Annotated in this window: 13 protein-coding genes; 2 read left to right on the top strand and 11 right to left on the bottom strand. The window is 41.2% G+C overall.

The genetic code is table 11. The features are described 5' to 3' along the window. Positions 1-209: 209 nt before the first annotated feature. A complete protein-coding gene (locus tag ADHAQ_RS0102185; protein ID WP_026461534.1) occupies positions 210-1,286 on the bottom strand; it encodes a 3-oxoacyl-ACP synthase III family protein in 1,077 nt (358 codons plus the stop codon). Positions 1,287-1,648: 362 nt separating this feature from the next. Here ADHAQ_RS0102185 and kaiC point away from each other — a divergent pair, with 362 nt between their 5' ends. Then, the gene (gene kaiC / locus ADHAQ_RS24275) at positions 1,649-3,103 is read left to right on the top strand and encodes a circadian clock protein KaiC (RefSeq protein ID WP_051359664.1); all 1,455 of its coding nucleotides are present in this window, start codon (positions 1,649-1,651) and stop codon (positions 3,101-3,103) included. An 88-nt stretch (positions 3,104-3,191) separates the two neighbouring features. Continuing rightward, on the top strand, positions 3,192-3,476 hold the full coding sequence (locus ADHAQ_RS0102175) for a circadian clock KaiB family protein (protein ID WP_034256509.1): 285 nt from the start codon (positions 3,192-3,194) through the stop codon (positions 3,474-3,476). A 475-nt stretch (positions 3,477-3,951) separates the two neighbouring features. Here the strand turns inward: ADHAQ_RS0102175 and ADHAQ_RS27045 are convergent, their stop codons facing one another. From ADHAQ_RS27045 to ADHAQ_RS0102120, 10 genes are all read right to left on the bottom strand, one after another. After that, positions 3,952-5,181 carry a PAS domain-containing sensor histidine kinase gene (locus tag ADHAQ_RS27045; RefSeq protein WP_051359663.1) on the bottom strand — a complete coding sequence of 410 codons (1,230 nt, stop codon included), beginning with the start codon at positions 5,179-5,181 and terminating at the stop codon, positions 3,952-3,954. A 269-nt stretch (positions 5,182-5,450) separates the two neighbouring features. Further along, a complete protein-coding gene (locus ADHAQ_RS27945) occupies positions 5,451-5,594 on the bottom strand; it encodes a hypothetical protein (protein ID WP_157433325.1) in 144 nt (47 codons plus the stop codon). 352 nt (positions 5,595-5,946) lie between these two features. Next, positions 5,947-6,750, bottom strand: coding sequence for an SDR family oxidoreductase (locus ADHAQ_RS0102155; protein WP_026461531.1), 804 nt, complete (start codon positions 6,748-6,750; stop codon positions 5,947-5,949). Positions 6,751-7,392: 642 nt separating this feature from the next. Further along, positions 7,393-9,306 carry an alpha/beta hydrolase-fold protein gene (locus ADHAQ_RS0102150; RefSeq protein WP_026461530.1) on the bottom strand — a complete coding sequence of 638 codons (1,914 nt, stop codon included), beginning with the start codon at positions 9,304-9,306 and terminating at the stop codon, positions 7,393-7,395. A gap of 65 nt (positions 9,307-9,371) precedes the next feature. After that, the gene (locus tag ADHAQ_RS0102145; RefSeq protein ID WP_026461529.1) at positions 9,372-10,451 is read right to left on the bottom strand and encodes an esterase; all 1,080 of its coding nucleotides are present in this window, start codon (positions 10,449-10,451) and stop codon (positions 9,372-9,374) included. A 5-nt stretch (positions 10,452-10,456) separates the two neighbouring features. Continuing rightward, positions 10,457-11,617: an esterase gene (locus tag ADHAQ_RS0102140; RefSeq protein ID WP_026461528.1), complete on the bottom strand. Its 1,161-nt coding sequence runs from the start codon at positions 11,615-11,617 to the stop codon at positions 10,457-10,459. Positions 11,618-11,717: 100 nt separating this feature from the next. Next, complete coding sequence (locus ADHAQ_RS0102135; RefSeq protein ID WP_026461527.1) at positions 11,718-12,848, bottom strand: esterase; 1,131 nt, start codon at positions 12,846-12,848, stop codon at positions 11,718-11,720. 155 nt (positions 12,849-13,003) lie between these two features. Then, positions 13,004-13,927 (bottom strand): alpha/beta hydrolase, encoded by a 924-nt coding sequence (locus ADHAQ_RS0102130; protein WP_026461526.1) that lies wholly within the window; start codon positions 13,925-13,927, stop codon positions 13,004-13,006. Positions 13,928-14,002: 75 nt separating this feature from the next. Beyond that, entirely contained in the window at positions 14,003-15,241 is a 1,239-nt protein-coding gene (locus ADHAQ_RS28585; protein ID WP_026461525.1) for an alpha/beta hydrolase, read from the bottom strand. Positions 15,242-15,305: 64 nt separating this feature from the next. Beyond that, a complete protein-coding gene (locus ADHAQ_RS0102120) occupies positions 15,306-17,048 on the bottom strand; it encodes a glycoside hydrolase family 43 protein (protein WP_034256506.1) in 1,743 nt (580 codons plus the stop codon). Positions 17,049-17,056 lie beyond the last annotated feature (8 nt).

Genomic DNA, 17,056 nt, shown 5'->3' with positions numbered 1-17,056 from the left:
TCTTAAGCCTACCTATTTCGTGATTTTTAGAAGTTAAATCTGTTGAAGTAAAATAAAGAGAATTACTATACTTTTCTTTCAGGATAAAGTAAATTAGTAAGGAGTCCCTATAATTGCCTCCTTAAATTTTTTGGTTTATGAACCCTTTATTCCAAACAGAAGGAGAGGTGGCTAAGCTGTACAGATAGTTTGTGGCCTTTATAAATTTTTCAAGGTATTTTATAAACAACGGCATTTATATTCATGCCAGCCCCAACCGAGGCAAACACAATAATATCACCGGATTTTACTTCCTGGTTTTCCAATTCACCTTTCAACAGCAGGTCAAGTAAAGTAGGAACCGTTGCCACAGATGTATTCCCCAGCCAGGAGATTGTCATGGGCATAATATTTTCGGGTATTTCTACTTTTTCATATAAACCAAACAGTCGTTTCAGAATGGCATCATCCATTTTGCCATTTGCCTGATGAATTAACACTTTACTAACGCACTCAATAGGTAGTTTAGCTTTTTCGAGGCATTGTTTAATAGCTTGCGGTACCGTTTTTAGAGCATATTCATAAAGCTTACGCCCTTCCATCTTTAAAAACAATTCCTGGCTATCAAATGCTTTATTGTTAGACTTATCCATCCGCAGCAGGTGCGCGCATTCCAAGGTATCAGATCGGGTAAGATGCGCTAATATGCCCACAGACTCTTCACTTTCCCGGGCCTCCATTATCACCGCTCCGGCACCATCCGCGTATAACATACTGTCTCTATCGTGGGGATCAGATATGCGGGATAAAACCTCTGCGCCTATAACCAGAATCTTTTTGGCATCGCCTGATTTAAGGTAATAATCGGCTTGAATTAGCCCTTGCAACCAACCAGCACAACCAAAGGGTAAATCGTAGGCAATTGTAAATGGATTTTCAATTCTTAAATTATATTTAACCCGGGCTGCCAGACTAGGTACTAAATCTGATTTTCTATTACCTGCCTTAACATCCCCAAAATTATGGGCCACAATTATATAATCTAACTGCTCTTTATCTGTGTTAGAAGAATCAAGAGCCTGCTGCGCTGCCAGGGTGGCAATGTCAGACGTTACCAGGTTATCTGAAACATGTCGTCTTTCCTTTATATCCGTTATCTGCTCAAATTTGTCTACTATTTCTGAGGTTGGTTTAGAAAGCTTTTCTCCATTAGAATCATAAAACACTTTGTCTTTAAAATCCTGGTTTGAAATAACTGTTTCCGGAAGGTAGTTGCCGGTTCCCGTGATAACGGAATAAAGATGCATAATCAGTACGGTTAATCTGGAGGTAATATTGGACGAAATTAACCGTAATTTCTAGATAGGCAAAATGTTTATTTAGCTGGGGCAGTAAAAGTAGGAAAGGGTATTTTGTACAAAGTTATTAGACAGTAGTTTAAATGCTTCTTTATTATTCAGGTGAGAGTTGTTAAGGTTAGAGGCTATTGCACAAGAATAAAACTTAATTATAAAAATATAATTTTACTAATTTATTGCTACTTTTGATGCTAATAACATTAGGGAAGACAAGTTGTTTAAACGAGCGTTCCTAGTTAATCAGGCTCAGCTATTCTCTTTCTTTTCATAAATCAAGCATTTACCCTTATTTCACCTAGCGGTATAATTATATGAATATTCAAAAGCTAAAAACTGGTATTCCTGCCTTTGATCTTATTTCTGACGGTGGGTTACCAGCCGGCCGTACAACCTTATTGGCCGGAAGCTCGGGCAGTGCTAAAACTTTATTTGGAGCGCAGTTTTTGGCCATGGGGATACTCCTGTATGATCAACCGGGCGTTTTTGTTACGTTTGAGGAGCAGGTAGATGATATCAGGAAAGATTTACAAAGCTTTGGTTGGGAAATAGAAAAATGGGAAGCCGAAGGTAAATGGAAATTCATTGATGCCTCGGCTAAAGAAGAAGATATAATTACTATTGGTGAATTTGATTTGAGTGCCTTTCGGATCAGGCTGGAACTGGCGATAAATAAAATAAATGCGCAGCGGGTGGTTATTGATTCTATTGGCAGCATTTTTACCCATTTTCCGGAACATAATATAATCCGGCGGGAAATGTCAAAGGTATCCATGACGCTACGCCGGCTTAAAGTAACAGCCATTATAACAACGGAACGTTCGGAAGAATACGGGCCTATTTCCCGGTATGGGGTGGAAGAATTCCTAACAGATAATGTTATTATATTGCGTAATGTTCTGGCGAATGAAAGACGCCGCCGGACCCTGGAAATATTAAAATTTCGCGGAAGCAGCCATGTGAAAGGAGAGAACCCTTTTACTATTATTCCCATGAAGGCTATTATGATTGTGCCTATTTCGGCAATGACCTTAAATCAGAAAGCTTCGAGTGAACGCCTTTACTCAGGTTTACCTAAATTAGATGACATGTGTGGCGGTGGTTTTTTTAAAAATTCCATTGTTTTAGTTTCGGGAGCAACGGGCACCGGTAAAACTTTGCTGGTGGCAAATTTTTTGAACGGAGTAAAACAAAAACAAGAGCGGGCTCTTTTACTTGCCTTTGAAGAAAGTAAAGAACAGCTTTTTAGGAATGCTAAAACCTGGGGAATGGATTTAGCTCAACTGGAAGCGGAAGGCTATCTGAAAGTTGTTTGTCTTTACCCGGAAGTAAGCTCCCTGGAAGATCACCTCATTAACATCCAGGAATTGGTTGTAGCCTTTAAACCAGACCGGGTTGCTATTGATAGTATATCTGCTTTAACGCGTAATCCATCAGAAAGAGGCTTTCAGGAATTTGTAGTAGCACTTAGTAATTTTTTAAAACACGAGCAAGTTACCAGTATGTTTACAGCAACCACCCATATGTTAACCGGCGATGCCTCGGTTCCCGAAGGAAATATTGCATCCATTACAGATGCAATCATTTTATTACGCTATGTAGAAATGATGGGTGAAATGCAACGCAGTATTATGGTGCTAAAAATGCGGGGATCAAATCATGAATCTTCTATCCGGCGCCTCACTATTAATCAGACGGGTATGCAGATTGGAGAACCATTTACCGGGATCAGCGGCATCCTTTCCAATAACCCCAAGGTTACAAAGTAAAAGAGGATATTAATTAAAAATAAGTTTTGCAAACAATGAAAATAATGGCTTGCAATAAGATAAAAGCATTGACCCTGGTGAAATTATAATGACAAACTACTGGATACAATTATTTATAAATAGGAACAGTCCAACTTCAGTGGGTGCTGAAGAAAATTTAAATGCTATTCTTAAAAAATATTTTCCTGGAGATTATCAACTAGAAATTATTGACATTCAGGAAAACCCGGAAAAAACAGAAGAAGCAGGCATTTTAGCAATACCCACTTTAATTCGGAAATGGCCGAAACCCGAAGTTCGGCTTATTGGTGCATTAACCCTTCAAACAAGAGTGCTTACAGGCTTGGGTATTGTGGTTCAGGAGGATAAATAAGGTAAAGATTTTAAAAAAGTTTAGTGGATTCGTAAATAAGCAAGGGTTATAGCTACTAAATTTTAATTTTTTTCTGATAATCCACAAGATTTAAAAGCGTTAAGAGTAGCTTTTAGGAGATACCATACTCCAATCTTTATCGCCAGATAACTTAGTGGGGATATGGTGAAAAAAAACTGATAAAGGGCTGCCCCTTCTCTATGCTTGGTGCTGGTAAACTATATTGAAATAATCGTTGGTTGGGGGCGAAAACAGCACCATAAAATAACAAATTTCAGCCAGGGTTAAGAAAGTTTAAGTTTCGAGCCTGGTTATTAAACAAGCACTTTAGCAGGCAGAACAATTCCATTTTTAAGCCATCTGCCTGGAAATTATTACTTGTCTATAAAGGCTAAAGATCTGTTTCTTTTATTTAATTTTTTATGATTGCATCCTGTAAAAGATGACAGATTTTGCCATTTAGTTAGTACATAGTTTACGCTTGCTTAAGCTCCACGAAAAATGAAGTACCTTCATTTTCTTTGCTTTCCACCCATATTTTGCCATGGTGTTTTTCAACAATTAACTTCACAATATATAGGCCCAATCCGGTTGTAGTTTCACGCTCTGTACCATTGCGGTTTGCTCTGGTAAATTTATTAAATATAGTGGGTAGCAGCTTTTCTGGGATGCCTATTCCATTGTCAGTTATCTGTAACACCGCACTTTGATCTTTGCTTTTTAAAGAGATGGTTACCTGCCCACCTTTATTGGTGAATTTTACGGCATTTGAAATAAGATTTTCTAAAACTCTGATAAATTTGCTCTGATGGATGGCCGCAAATACGGGTTCCTCAGGAGACAAGAAGGTAATATCAATATCTTTCTTCTGGGCCCTCACCTTAAGTTTAGCCAGCTGAGACTGGATAAAATTCCGAAGGTCCGTTTTTTCCAGGGTGTTGTAAGATTTCTCTAATTCACCTATGATAAGTAAATCCCGGATTATATCCAGCGCCTGATCAGAAACATCTGATATGATCTGGATGAGGTTTAGACTTTCTTGTTTATTAACATTCTGCAGAACGGGTATTTCTGCAATATCCTCCTTTAAAAATTCACTGGCAGCTTTAATGTTGTAAAGTGGGTTCTTCAGGTCATGCGCTACCATGTGCATTAAAGTTTCCTGATTATCATAGAGTTCTTTTAAATTTAACTCCAGTGTCTTCCTCTGCGAAATATCTTCTACGATGGTGTAGCCTAAAGATATATTGTTGTCTCTAAAAATAATACTGGTGACTTGTACCCATAAGGTGGAACCATCTTTTCTGACTAAGCAGGTATCAATTTGAAAAGAAGGAATTTGTTTGGTCCAAAGATTTTCCTGCAATTCGTGCCAATGATTTATAAAGTCAGGGTGTGCGAAGGCAATAACCTTGGTTCCTATTATTTCTTCTTCGGTATAACCTAACATATCCCGGAAAACCTCATTAATCTGAATAATCCGTAAATCCGGGGCAATGATTTTATTGCCGTGTTTAGATTTGTAAAAGATGGTTTCAAATCTGGACTGGCTTTCTTCGTACTTTTTCTCTATAGCTATCTGCTTTTCAAGTTTAAAGATTGTTGCCGCCATATCCGCACGTAATTGTTTATTTTCATTGCGTAACACCTCATTTTCTGCTTCCAATATATTAAGGCTATCCAATGGGGAATTCATATTATTCATTTAGTTAAATATTTAAAGGAATTTGAATATGAGACAGGGTAATAGCTTATTTCATTGCGGCCAAAGATTAAAAAAGGCGTTTTTCAGGTTAGATACGGAAAGATTAAAAATTTGAATATTTTATTTTACCTCCTACCTTCGGAAACAAGAATTACTGGTAATGGAGGTACCAGATACTCTGTAATTTATGATAACCTAAACCACAAAAAAAAGGTGGAAATATTATTAGGGTAATGGAAGTGGAAGGTATTTAAATGAGAAAGATATTGTTATTCTAAGGTTGATCCAATCATTAAAGACGCTAATAAAACTAATACGCCATAAAAAACTACAAAATCATTGTTACTAAAAGAGGGAGATTCTTCTTTGGGAGCTACTACCCAAGCCATAAAGGCATCTAATATTTTCCACATTCCGCAATATCATTCAATAATCTTTCAATTCCTATTAAAGTTAAATTTCAGGTCTTGCGCACAGACACAAGTAAGTTGCCAATTTATAAGGTCCTTACCAGTAAGGTAACCATTTTATTCAAGTGTAATTATTGGTAATCAAGGTGAAATCACTTGTAGATAAGTATTTACTTAATTGCTAAAGGAATTTTACTTTTTAGAAAATAAACGAAGCCTCCAATTAAAAAGTGGAAGCTTCGTTTATTTTCCTGGAGCGGGATAACTTAGGCAGGTATCAAGGAAACTAATCATTAAAAAATGAAAAGAAACTAGATAAAGGATTTAGGAAAAGTTAGTTACAAGTAGAACAATATCAACCATTATCAACAAAACCTGGATATAAAGTCATGCCGCCATCTACGTAAATAGTGGTGCCAGTTACGTAATCGCTTTCTTCGGAAGCTAACCATACCGCTACCTTGGCAACATCTTCAGGCTGGCCAATTCGTTTGTAAGGAATGAGTTTCATTAATTCTTTTAACTTTTCTTCGTCTTTCCAAACATCATCGTTGATATCGGTGGCAATTGCCCCCGGCGAGATAGCATTTACCCTGATTTTTTTAGGGGCTACCTCTAAAGCCAGTGACTTCATTAGCATCAAAATACCTCCTTTGGAAGAAGCATAGTTTACATGGCCAGCCCAGGGAATAATATCGTGCACCGAGCTCATAAATATAATATTGCCTATTGCTTTAGCATCAGGATTGTTAGCTTCTTTTTGGGTGAAATGTTTAATTGCTTCCCGGGCACATAAAAAATAGCCAGTCAGATTCGTATTCATTACTTTGTTCCATTGCTCCAGGGTCATTTCAGCGAAGGAATTATCTTTTTGAATTCCGGCATTGCTGACTAATACATCAACACCTTTATATTCTGCGATAGCTCTCTGAAACATGGTAATTACTTCTTCTTCATTGCCCACATCGGCTTTATGAATAAATCCATTGCCGCCACTTTTTTTAATCATTTCTAAGGTATGGTTGGCACCTTCTTCATCGCTATGGTAATTAATAATTACGTTAGCCTTTTTTTGCCCGAATGCAATAGCTATACCCTGGCCAATACCGGAGCTGGCACCGGTTACTAAAACTGTTTGATTTCTTTCTTGTATTCCCATAGTTTCGTTATTGACTTACTGTTTACGACTAATGCCTGAAGGCGTATATTGGCAATCTAAATGTTTATAATTATTTGCAAATCCGGTTCTGTGGTTTTAAGACTGATTTCCGTTCTCCTGTCTGTTTTTCTTTTGACTTACTTGTACGTTTGGACTATTACTGCATACTAACATGCCTGATTTCTGTTCCAAATTTTATCGACAATTGTTAAACATTTATACTTGGTTATTACTCTTTACACATAGTTGCTTTTTTAATCCGTAACTTAAAGAAGTACCATCGACCTCTAACTTAATTCTTAAAGGGGCTGATCTTAGGTTTTACCTACTCTACGTATGCCTAACCTAAAGCCTCTAAGGCTGTTTAAAAGCCGATGGCTTTAACCACCAAATAAGGTTAATAATTATAAACGATAACTTTCACTTGTTGTAAGTATTTAAACCTTATAGCAACAATCCAAAGGTTAATAAGCAGCCTTAGATCACTACTGCTATTTCCCCCTGGCGTAAAAATTATCGAAGGATAACACACCAACTATTCCTTAATTATAAAACATGTATCAGGCGGTACTTCTTTTAGATTATAATAGATTTAAAATTTTTGCTCTTGAATTCCGGCATAAGAAGTACTTTTTAGTATAGTTATTTAAAAAGTTGCGGTGCAAAGTTGTACAAATTATTGCGCCACACCGGCCAGGTATGACCACCCGGATATTCGGTGTAAGTGTATTTCACTTTCATTTGGTCGAATTTGGCGAGCATATCTTTACAGTTGTTGTAGGCGATATCTTCTTTACCCCCCATGGCTACCCAAAGCAGTTTCAGGTTGTTGTTAATCGTAGCTGCATTGGTTTTAATGTATTCATACTGCGGATTGGTTAAGGCCGGCTGATTGGTAAACCAACCGGAGCTGAAAACGCCTAAGTAGTTAAACAGATTCGTGTTCCGCATACCGGCGTGTAAGGTTTGCAAGCCACCTTGTGATAGTCCGGCCAGGGCGCGATTTTTACCATCTGGCAATGCCCGGTAATTTTTCTCTACAAAAGGGATAACTGTTTGTTTTAATTCGTTTTCGAAGGCTCGATAAGCCGCTTCACCCGGGGCGCCGCCCATGTTACCATCGAGCATGACTACCAGCATAGGTTTAGCCTTTTTCTCCGCAATCAGGTTATCCAGGATTAAGTCGGTTTTCCCTTGCGTGGCCCAGCCCCTTTGGTCTTCGCCGCCACCGTGCATAATGTACAGGGTTGGGTATTTTTCCGAAGTATTAGCATCGTAATCAGCCGGGGTATAGATGTAAAACTGGCGCCACGAATTGGTCACCGACGAGAAATAGCGTTTAATGCGTACATCGCCGTGGGGTACATCTTTTATGGCATAATAATCGCCGCCTCTAAATGGAATTTCAATGCCGCTGGCATTGCGGCTCATGCCATAAAAGGTTTCGCTGGCCGGATCGGCTACCGCTAGGCCATCTATTATTAACGAGTAATAATGAAAGCCTTCGCCAATAGAATCAGTGGTTACTTCCCAGAAACCGTCAGCGCCTTTTACCATATCATACTTCTTGCCTAAATCAATCTGTACTTTTTGGGCATCCGGCGCCTTCGTCCGGAATACTACTCTGTTATCGGGTAATATTTGCGGATATTTAGCCGAACGCACGTTGGTGGCAGCCGGGGTTCCTAAAACCGTATATTCAGGCAAAGAGGCTACATCAACCGGCTTAAACAAGAACTGGGAGAACATGTACAACCCGTTTTTCCAAACTTTAAAATCGTGCACGCCCGGCTCGATGTAATATACGTGCGGTACATTTTTCGCAAACAAATAGTCGTGGGTGCGCTTGCTGAAGGTAATCAGGTTATCGTTGTTGCCGCAGGAAATCCAAAGGAGCTTCAATTTCTTTTTGGCTTCTTCCGGATTCGGCACTAATAATTCCGGGACTTTGGTATTAGGGGCGGATGAGAATCCGCCTACCCAGGCAAATTTATCTAAGTTACCCAAGCCAAAGTTTAACGATTGTCCACCACCCATAGATAAGCCAGCAATAGCTCGGTTTTCGCGGTCTTTCTTCACCGGATATTTTTTCTCTACATACGGGATCAAGTCGTTAAGTAAATCTTTCTCAAACGTAGCAAAAGCCTGTACTTTATCGGGAGCCATAATATTACCAGTTGGGCGGTCATCTTTCATGGCCCGGCCGTTTGGCAGTATCACAATCATGGGCTGCACTTTTTTCTGGGCATACAGATTATCCAGAATTACGTGCGGCTGGCCACCTTTAAACCATTCCTTCTCGTCGCCGCCAATGCCGTGCAGCAAGTACAAAACCGGGTATTTTTTGCTTTTCGAGAACCCGGGCGGCGTATATACCAATGCCCGGCGTTTTACGCCAACGGTTTTAGAATCGTACGTAATGGTGTCAATTTTCCCGTGCGCAATGTTGGGTTGCACCACGTCGAAACCCTTGGGAGCTTCTTTTTCAATGTTCTGGGCTTTGGCAGCTCCACCTAATAGCAGGAAAGCCGTTATCAGGAAACTTAAATACTTCATATTAATTTTTTTATTAAATATTTATTCAGGATGCTTTTCAGGCAAAATCCTAAAATTTCAACTTCTTAGTTTTTAAACAATTGCTGTAAAGAATTCGCCAGGAACAACCGACAATTCATCCAGGTATGGCCGCCCGGTACAATCAGGGTTTCCAGGTTAATATTTTTCTCTTTGAATAGGACAATATTTTGTTTTACCGGTTCATACAAGAAATCTTCGGTGCCTACGCTAATGGTAAATAACTTTAAGCGCTTGTTTATTTCCGCTGCATTCGGGTTGTAATTGCCAAAGTTTTTCTGAAACTCTTCGGTAGCGGTGTAAGGCGCATACGAACACACATAAGCAAACTTGTCGGTATTGGTCAGGCCGATATTCAGGGTTTGGCCACCGCCCACCGAGAAACCGGCCACGGCCCGGTTTTTACTATCGGTTAGGACCGGGTAATTGGCTTCGATAAAGGGAATAATATCATTGGTTACATCCTTTGTAAAATCAGGCATCGGGGCAGGCCGTACGTTGCCGTAAGGCATTACAATGATCATGGGTTTGGCTTTGCCTTGCGCGATCAAATTATCAGCAATCAAGTTGGCGCGGCCTACTTTGGTCCAGGTTTCTTCGGTATCCGATCCGCCATGAATTAAGTAAAGTACCGGGTATTTGGTTTTGCCATTGGGATTAAATCCGGGAGGCGTATAAACCAGTAATTGCCGCGTCGTTTTTAAAGTACCTGATTTGTAATACCGGTAGCTCACTTTGCCATGCGGCACATTTTGCATCGCATGTAGCAAAGGCGTACTGCCGGGAATATCGACAATACTGCGCTTAAACCGTTCGTTCGCAAACACATAGGTGTTACTCGGATCGGCTATCTGGATGCTATCGACGGTAAAAATATACGGATAAATATCGGGTTTAATTGGCCCAACGGTAACACTCCAAATGCCCGCATTGTCCTTAGTCATTACCTCATCCGCTTTTAAAAATTCGCCACTTAAGGTTACTTTCTTCGCATTAGGTGCAAAAAGGCGGAAGGTAACGGTGTTATCCGGGCGAACATCCGGCGAACTAATGGCCGGCGGTCTTTGTCCCCAGGATGTTAGTGCTACCGAAAAAAGTAGGGTACATAGGAAAAGTATTCGTTTCATGAGATTTATTTAAATAATAATTGCGCCGTTTGGGTCAGGTAAGCTCTGGTATTCATCCAGGTATGGCCGCCATCTGTAACCAGGCTCTTGTAGTATACCTTTTTGGCTTTCAAGAAATCCATAAATTCTACCGTCGATTTATACAGGAAGTCATCATCGCCCACGCTGATCCAGAGTAATTTTAACTGCTGATTGATGCGGTTAGGGTTTTCGATGATAGGCTTGTATCGGGCTTCCATTTCCTTCGGGCTTAAATAAGCACTGTAGCTGCACACATAAGAAAATTTATCCATGTTGCTAAAAGCCGCCCGTAAGGTTTCGCCGCCGCCGCGCGAAAATCCACCAATAGCACGGTTGTCTTTGTTGTTTAGGGTGCGGTAATTTTTTTCGATGTAAGGAATAATATTCTTAGTTAAATCGGCTTCGAAATTTATGGCCCGGGTTATGGCTTCCTGGCCTTCCCGGTCGGCCGGATCGGCTGGCTTGGGGCCGCCTTTTTGTTCTGCGATGCGGGCTTCGATGTTCCCGTTAGGCATTACCACTATCATGGGCTTAGCTTTGCCTTCGGCAATCAGGTTATCCAAAATTACATTTGTGCGACCTACTTTAAAAAAGGTTTCTTCGGTATCGGTAGTGCCGCTTATCAGGTAAAAAACCGGGTATTTCTTACCAGCATCTTTGTCGTAGCCAGGCGGGGTATACACTACCAACGAACCGGTAGTGCCGGAAACGGAAGGGTAATACTCGTAAATAACCGAACCGTGCGGCACGTCTTTCATGGTATGAATAAGCGGCGTTTGGCCGGGAATATCGACTAAGCTGGCTTTAAAGCGCTCGTTGGGAAAGAAAGCGACATTGGCTGGATCCATCACCGAAATACCATCTACCACAAAATTATAAGCGTAAATATCGGGCTTTACCGGACCTACGGTCACATTCCAAATCCCATTCGCCTCTTTGGTCATGGCAACCGAGCCTTTCTCAAACTGGGCACTCAGCTTAACCTCTTTGGCTGAAGGCGCCTGATACCGGAATGTCACTTTATTATCGGGGTGAATCTGGGGCGAAATGGCTAAAGGGCCCCGTGGCGGCTGGCCAATGGCAAAGCTTGAGCTAAAAAGCATCACCCATAGCAGCCATAATTGAACTACTGATTTTTTTTGCATGGAGTAATTAGTTTGGTAAATAATTATTTAGGTGGAAATTTTTAATTTATAGCAACCACTGTGTCCTGCAACTGGCCTTAACCATTACTAGAAAACGGTTTTATTTAAAAAGCTTTTGCGCAATGGTGGTTAAGTACAGTTTGCAATTCATCCAAGTATGGCCGCCCTCTGAAAGCAAAAATTCGTGTTTAATTTTCTTTTCGTCCAATATTTTCCGGTAATCCATGATAACCGGGTGCAAAAAATCTTCCTTCCCAACCCCAATCCAGAATAATTTTAATTGCTGATTCATTTTGGCAGGGTTGGCGAAAGCCACCGCATTGTTGCGATCGAACTCTTCTTTCAGCATACCAGGAGCAAAGCCGCAAACCCAGCTAAACAATTCGGGATTGTTTAATCCCAAATACAAGGTTTCGCCGCCGCCACCGGAAAAACCAGCAATAGCCCGGCTGTCTTTGTCTTTTTTAACCCGGTAGTTTTGCTCTACAAACGGCATTAAATACGTTAGAAAGTCTTTCTTAAACTCCTGTAAATTGTCCCAGTTCCGGAGGCTACCGGCATCTTTGCTGATTTTCGGATAAGCCCGTCCGTATGGCATGACAATAACCATAGGCTTGGCTTTGTCTTGGGCAATCAAGTTATCCAAAATGATATTGGCCCGGCCTACTTTGGTCCAGGTTTCTTCGGTATCGGAGCTGCCGTGTAAGAGGTAGAGGACCGGGTATTGTTTAGTTGTTTCTTTTTCGTAGCCGGGTGGGGTATAAACCACTACCGGACGGGTGCCCAATTCTTTTGAATGGTAATAGCGGTAAGAAAGCGTGCCATGCGGAACATTCTGCACGGTGTGGATTAGCGGAGTACTACCGGTTATTTCCACCATGCTATTCTGGAAACCTTCGTTCGGGAAAATTGCCGTATTCTTCGGATCGGCTACCGAAATGCCATCTACCACAAAACTATAAGGATACATATCGGGTTTAACCGGGCCTACCGTTACACTCCAAATGCCATTCGCTTCTTTCGTCATGGGTACCGGCGCTTTATCAAATTGCGCACTTAGTTTTACTTCTTTGGCCGATGGGGCCAGAAAGCGGAACGTAACTTTATTATCAGCATGCACCTCTGGCGATACCACTACGGGTGGTGCAGGCCGGCCCTGACCAAAGACTAAACCAGGTAAACAGCTAAGCGTTACCCAGCACAGTAAGCTAAAAAGTATTTTTTTATTCATAGGAATTTACAGTTTGCAAAAGGAAGTATTCTTATGATATTATTCATTTACCTAATTAAAAGTGTCAATTTAACACTTTAAACAATTAACGCAGTCATGCTAGTACTAAAAATTACCTGTTCTATAGGGCAAATCTTAGTAGTAAGTAGAATTTACTACTTGGTCCATTTATTCTTTTTCATCCATGCAAACAAAGGATCTGTCCAATCTTTTTGCCGGAAAATAAAGCCATGTCCACCTTTCGGATAAATGTGCATTTCCACGTCCACGTTGTTACGGCGTAGTTTTTGGAAATAAGCAATACTATTATCTACATCCACCAGTTTATCGTCAGCAGCATGGGTAAGATAGGTAGGCGGGGTATTATTGGTAATTTGTAATTCATTCGAATAAAGATCCTCTACTTCTTTCGTTGGATTTTTACCTAATAAATTTGTTTTGGAATCGGCATGGGTTAATCTTTCCTGCATACTAATAACGGGGTACACCAGTACCTGAAAATCAGGCCGTAAATTGGTGTTTTTGGCATTTTCGATGAGTGGTTTGGCAAAATGGGTAGCAGCCGTAGAAGCCAAATGGCCACCGGCGGAAAAACCAACAATGCCTACTTTATTTGCATCAATGCCATATTTTGTGGCGTTTTCGCGAACCAGCTTAATCGCTTGTTGGGCATCCTGCAAAGGACTAATTGTTTTATCGGTCTGAAGCGTATCGTTGGGCAACCGGTATTTAAGCACAAAAGCGGCAATACCATTTTTAGCAAACTCTTTTGCGGTAGAAACCCCTTCGCCCTGGAAAACAATTACTTTATAAGAGCCCCCCGGACAAATGACCACCGCAGCACCGGAAGCATTTTCTTTAGCCGGTAAATAAACTTCTAAACTTGGTTTTACCACCCGCCGCATCATGCCACTACCTTCTATGTTTTTATAAGTAACCGGCAGCTTCTTAGCATTTGGTATTGTACCGGGATACAAATCTATTACTTCCTGGGCGCTGGCGGAAAAGCCGGCCCCTATTAATAATACCAGGCCAGCCACTATTTTCTTTTTCAAAAACCGGAAACTATGGGTATGCATTACTTTCATTTTATCTAAGAATTTGTCTTGAAAATATTAGTTTGGTATAATAGGACTGGCCTGGATTTTAGTTAATTATTTGAAAAGAAGCGGTGCCATTTGGTAAAGGCTCCGGCGCCAGGTTTGGAATTCGTGAGCCGTACCCGGAGATACATAAGTACCAACTTTGTAACCAGCTGCTTTTAAATCAGCTTCCATTTTTGGTAGCCCTTCAGCTCCTCTGGTTTCTTTAGCACCGTAAGTAACATATAGCAACTTCGGCTTCATTTTACCTTTTAATTCTTCTGGATTATAGGTACCACCACTCATTAATCCCCAGTAACCAAAAACTTCTGGTTTATTTAAGGTAATGGTGTGTGTTTCAAACCCACCCATGGAAAGTCCGGCCATGGCCCGTCCATCTCTGGTAGCAATTGTCCGGAAATGAGAATCAACATAAGGTATTAACTCATCAAGTAAAACAGTTTGGAAAGCGCCAACACCAGTAGGTTCGCCGGCCGTTACGCCATTTGGCACAACGCCAGGTGCACCCATAGCAGGACGTGGAGCAGGAGCAGCAGGAGTTGCACCCGGCGCAGCCGCAGCGGTTGCATTGGCAGGAGCTGCAGGACGACGTCCTATCGGAGCACCTGTATTAGTCATACCATAGGTCATCACCACGATAAATGGTTTTATTCTACCTTGGGCAATCATGTTATCCATAATCAAATTAGTCTTGCCTTGGATAGCCCAGGACGTTTCATTTTCACCCCAACCGTGTTGCAGGTATAAAACTGGGTATTTTGTGCTGCCTTTTTCGTACCCAGGAGGTGTATACACATTGGCAACCCGTGAAGTTTTGGTGCTTTTAGAAGGAAATAACACTTGTTGCATATGGCCATGCGGCACATCTTTCAAAGCATAAAAATCCTGGTCTTTGGCCGGTATTTCAATGCCACTCTCCCAACGCTGCGAGCCATAGAAGTTTCCGGTTCCCGGATCATTATAAATGCCACGGTCAACGATCAGATGGTAGTAATGGAAACCTTCATCCATTGGTCCGGCGGTTGTTCCGGTAAAGGCACCATCCGCTCCTTTTGTCAATCTGGTTCCGCCTTGTCCACCTAAGCCAAGCGTTACCCGTACGCTGTCGGCATTGGGAGCCATAATACGAAAGCGGGCATAGCCCTGGGAGTTTACCTGCGGATAATCCTGAAAAGGCTGGTTAAAAGAAGATGGTTTAAAATCCTCTATTACGGCCGGTTGGCTCTGTGCCAAGGCCATGCTACTGGTAAAAGCAGTAGCAAATAAGGTTGTTAAAAGTTTGTTTTTCATTGGTTAAATTTATTGGGGTGGAAAAATTTGAATAGATGAATAAGTCTTTGATTAAGTATTATTTTTATGGTTGAATATCATTAGCAGAAGTCGCATATAACCCGATCAGCGAACCGGTAAATCCCCCAGCTACGTTAGTAGAAAGAATATCTCCGGGAACCGTACCGCCAATATTTATGAAGTTCTGCTTATCGGTGGCGTAATTAAATTTATAATCATTACCCTGCGCCACCACCTGTAACTGGATAGGTTTGCGGGTATCTATTTTCTCGCTGGCTACAATAGAGGTTTTTCCCTTTTCAGTCCGGGCCAACACCAGGTAGCTGTCGTTGCCTTTTTTCGTCAGGCCTAAAACATAATTAAATTTTTCGCTCTGGTAGCAAACTAGCCCCGCCAGGTCTTTTTCGGTTTTGGGAGTATAGTTTATGGTTACTGTAGACTCAAAAGCATTGTGTTGCTGGCGGTGCCACAGTGCGGAGATGGGCGCTACTTCTTTAACATTTTTGGCAAAAGGCGTAATCTGCAATCCATTTTTACCTGTTGTGATAAACGCCTCGCGGGGGCCGCGCATCCCTATCCAGCGGTAATCTAATTTTTTAGCGGCGAAATTATCTATAAATGTGAAGTTACCGTTCGGGAAGAAACCGTTTTGACCAGTTTGGTTTTTTACCCCAGTTGGAGTTTTTAATTTAGGTTTTAAAGGAACCAAGCCATTTTCAAATACCGGAAATTCACCACTCCAGTCCACCGGCAGTAGAAAGGTTTCGCGTCCTGCATTTACCTGGTCTTTTTCATTCGGACGGATACCTAAAAATACAGCATAATATCTGCCATCTGGCCCTTCCGTTAAGTCAGCGTGCCCAGTCCAATCCATTTTATTAACTCTCTTTTTTGGGAAATAGCGTTGAGTAAGAATAGGGTTGTTTCTGGCAGGCACATATGGTCCCATCACATTGTCGCTCGAAAAAATCACTTCGGTGTGGTTGTCACCGGTACCACCCTGGGCACACATTAAGTAGTAGCGGTTATTTTTCTTGTAAATATGAGGACCTTCAATCCAGATTGGTTCTTCATTAATATCGGTACCGCCATCCACAATTATTTTATCAGTGCCAGGTACTACTTTATCATTTTGCAAATCATATTCCCAAATTTTGATAACCCGGTGGCCTTCGTAAAGCGCTTTTCCTTTAGCCGGAGCATCATTGTGTACTACATAAGCTTTCCCGTTATCATCAAAATAAAGCGAAGGGTCGATGCCATCAAACTGCAACTTTACCGGATCGCTCCAGCCTTTTGCCGGATCTTTTGTTTTAACCACCATGTTGCCCATGCCACCCGAAAACTGTGTGGTGATCATGTAAAAAGTATCGTTATTCTTATTGTACTTAATATCCGGCGCATAAACACCTGCTGATATACCAGATGTCTCCACTTTTAACTGGGAAGTACGGTCGAGCACGTGACCAATTTGTTTCCAGTTTACCAGGTCATTAGAGTGAAAGACGGGTACACCCGGAAACATGGCAAAAGAAGAATTTACCAGGTAGTAATCGTTTCCTTTGCGGGTAATGCTTGGGTCCGGATAACAGCCTTGCAGAATAGGGGTGTAAAACTCGTCGGGCCCTAATGGATTTTCTTTGTAAATTCGATCGTCGCCGCGGTACGTAAACTGGCTAAAAACTGGGGCATCTTTCAACGCCGGTTTCTTAGTTTCCTGTGCTGATGCAAAAGTAGATGTTAGCAGGGTAGCTAAACCTAGTAAAAAAGTGCGTTTAGGTAAAAAGTTAAATTTTAAGCTATTCATTTTAATAT

The organism is Adhaeribacter aquaticus DSM 16391, from assembly GCF_000473365.1.
In the GTDB taxonomy this organism is placed as follows: Bacteria; Bacteroidota; Bacteroidia; order Cytophagales; family Hymenobacteraceae; genus Adhaeribacter; species Adhaeribacter aquaticus.
This window is presented reverse-complemented; position numbering and strand designations above follow the sequence as displayed.

What these genes read in the sequence shown, in the direction of transcription:
- ADHAQ_RS0102140 (WP_026461528.1), bottom strand. Translation starts at nt 11,617, where the DNA reads ATGCAAAAAAAATCAGTAGTTCAATTATGGCTGCTATGGGTGATGCTT.
- ADHAQ_RS0102120 (WP_034256506.1), bottom strand. Translation starts at nt 17,048, where the DNA reads ATGAATAGCTTAAAATTTAACTTTTTACCTAAACGCACTTTTTTACTA.
- ADHAQ_RS0102175 (WP_034256509.1), top strand. Translation starts at nt 3,192, where the DNA reads ATGACAAACTACTGGATACAATTATTTATAAATAGGAACAGTCCAACT.
- ADHAQ_RS27045 (WP_051359663.1), bottom strand. Translation starts at nt 5,181, where the DNA reads ATGAATAATATGAATTCCCCATTGGATAGCCTTAATATATTGGAAGCA.
- ADHAQ_RS0102145 (WP_026461529.1), bottom strand. Translation starts at nt 10,451, where the DNA reads ATGAAACGAATACTTTTCCTATGTACCCTACTTTTTTCGGTAGCACTA.
- ADHAQ_RS0102155 (WP_026461531.1), bottom strand. Translation starts at nt 6,750, where the DNA reads ATGGGAATACAAGAAAGAAATCAAACAGTTTTAGTAACCGGTGCCAGC.
- kaiC (WP_051359664.1), top strand. Translation starts at nt 1,649, where the DNA reads ATGAATATTCAAAAGCTAAAAACTGGTATTCCTGCCTTTGATCTTATT.
- ADHAQ_RS28585 (WP_026461525.1), bottom strand. Translation starts at nt 15,241, where the DNA reads ATGAAAAACAAACTTTTAACAACCTTATTTGCTACTGCTTTTACCAGT.
- ADHAQ_RS0102150 (WP_026461530.1), bottom strand. Translation starts at nt 9,306, where the DNA reads ATGAAGTATTTAAGTTTCCTGATAACGGCTTTCCTGCTATTAGGTGGA.
- ADHAQ_RS0102135 (WP_026461527.1), bottom strand. Translation starts at nt 12,848, where the DNA reads ATGAATAAAAAAATACTTTTTAGCTTACTGTGCTGGGTAACGCTTAGC.
- ADHAQ_RS0102130 (WP_026461526.1), bottom strand. Translation starts at nt 13,927, where the DNA reads ATGCATACCCATAGTTTCCGGTTTTTGAAAAAGAAAATAGTGGCTGGC.
- ADHAQ_RS0102185 (WP_026461534.1), bottom strand. Translation starts at nt 1,286, where the DNA reads ATGCATCTTTATTCCGTTATCACGGGAACCGGCAACTACCTTCCGGAA.
- ADHAQ_RS27945 (WP_157433325.1), bottom strand. Translation starts at nt 5,594, where the DNA reads ATGTGGAAAATATTAGATGCCTTTATGGCTTGGGTAGTAGCTCCCAAA.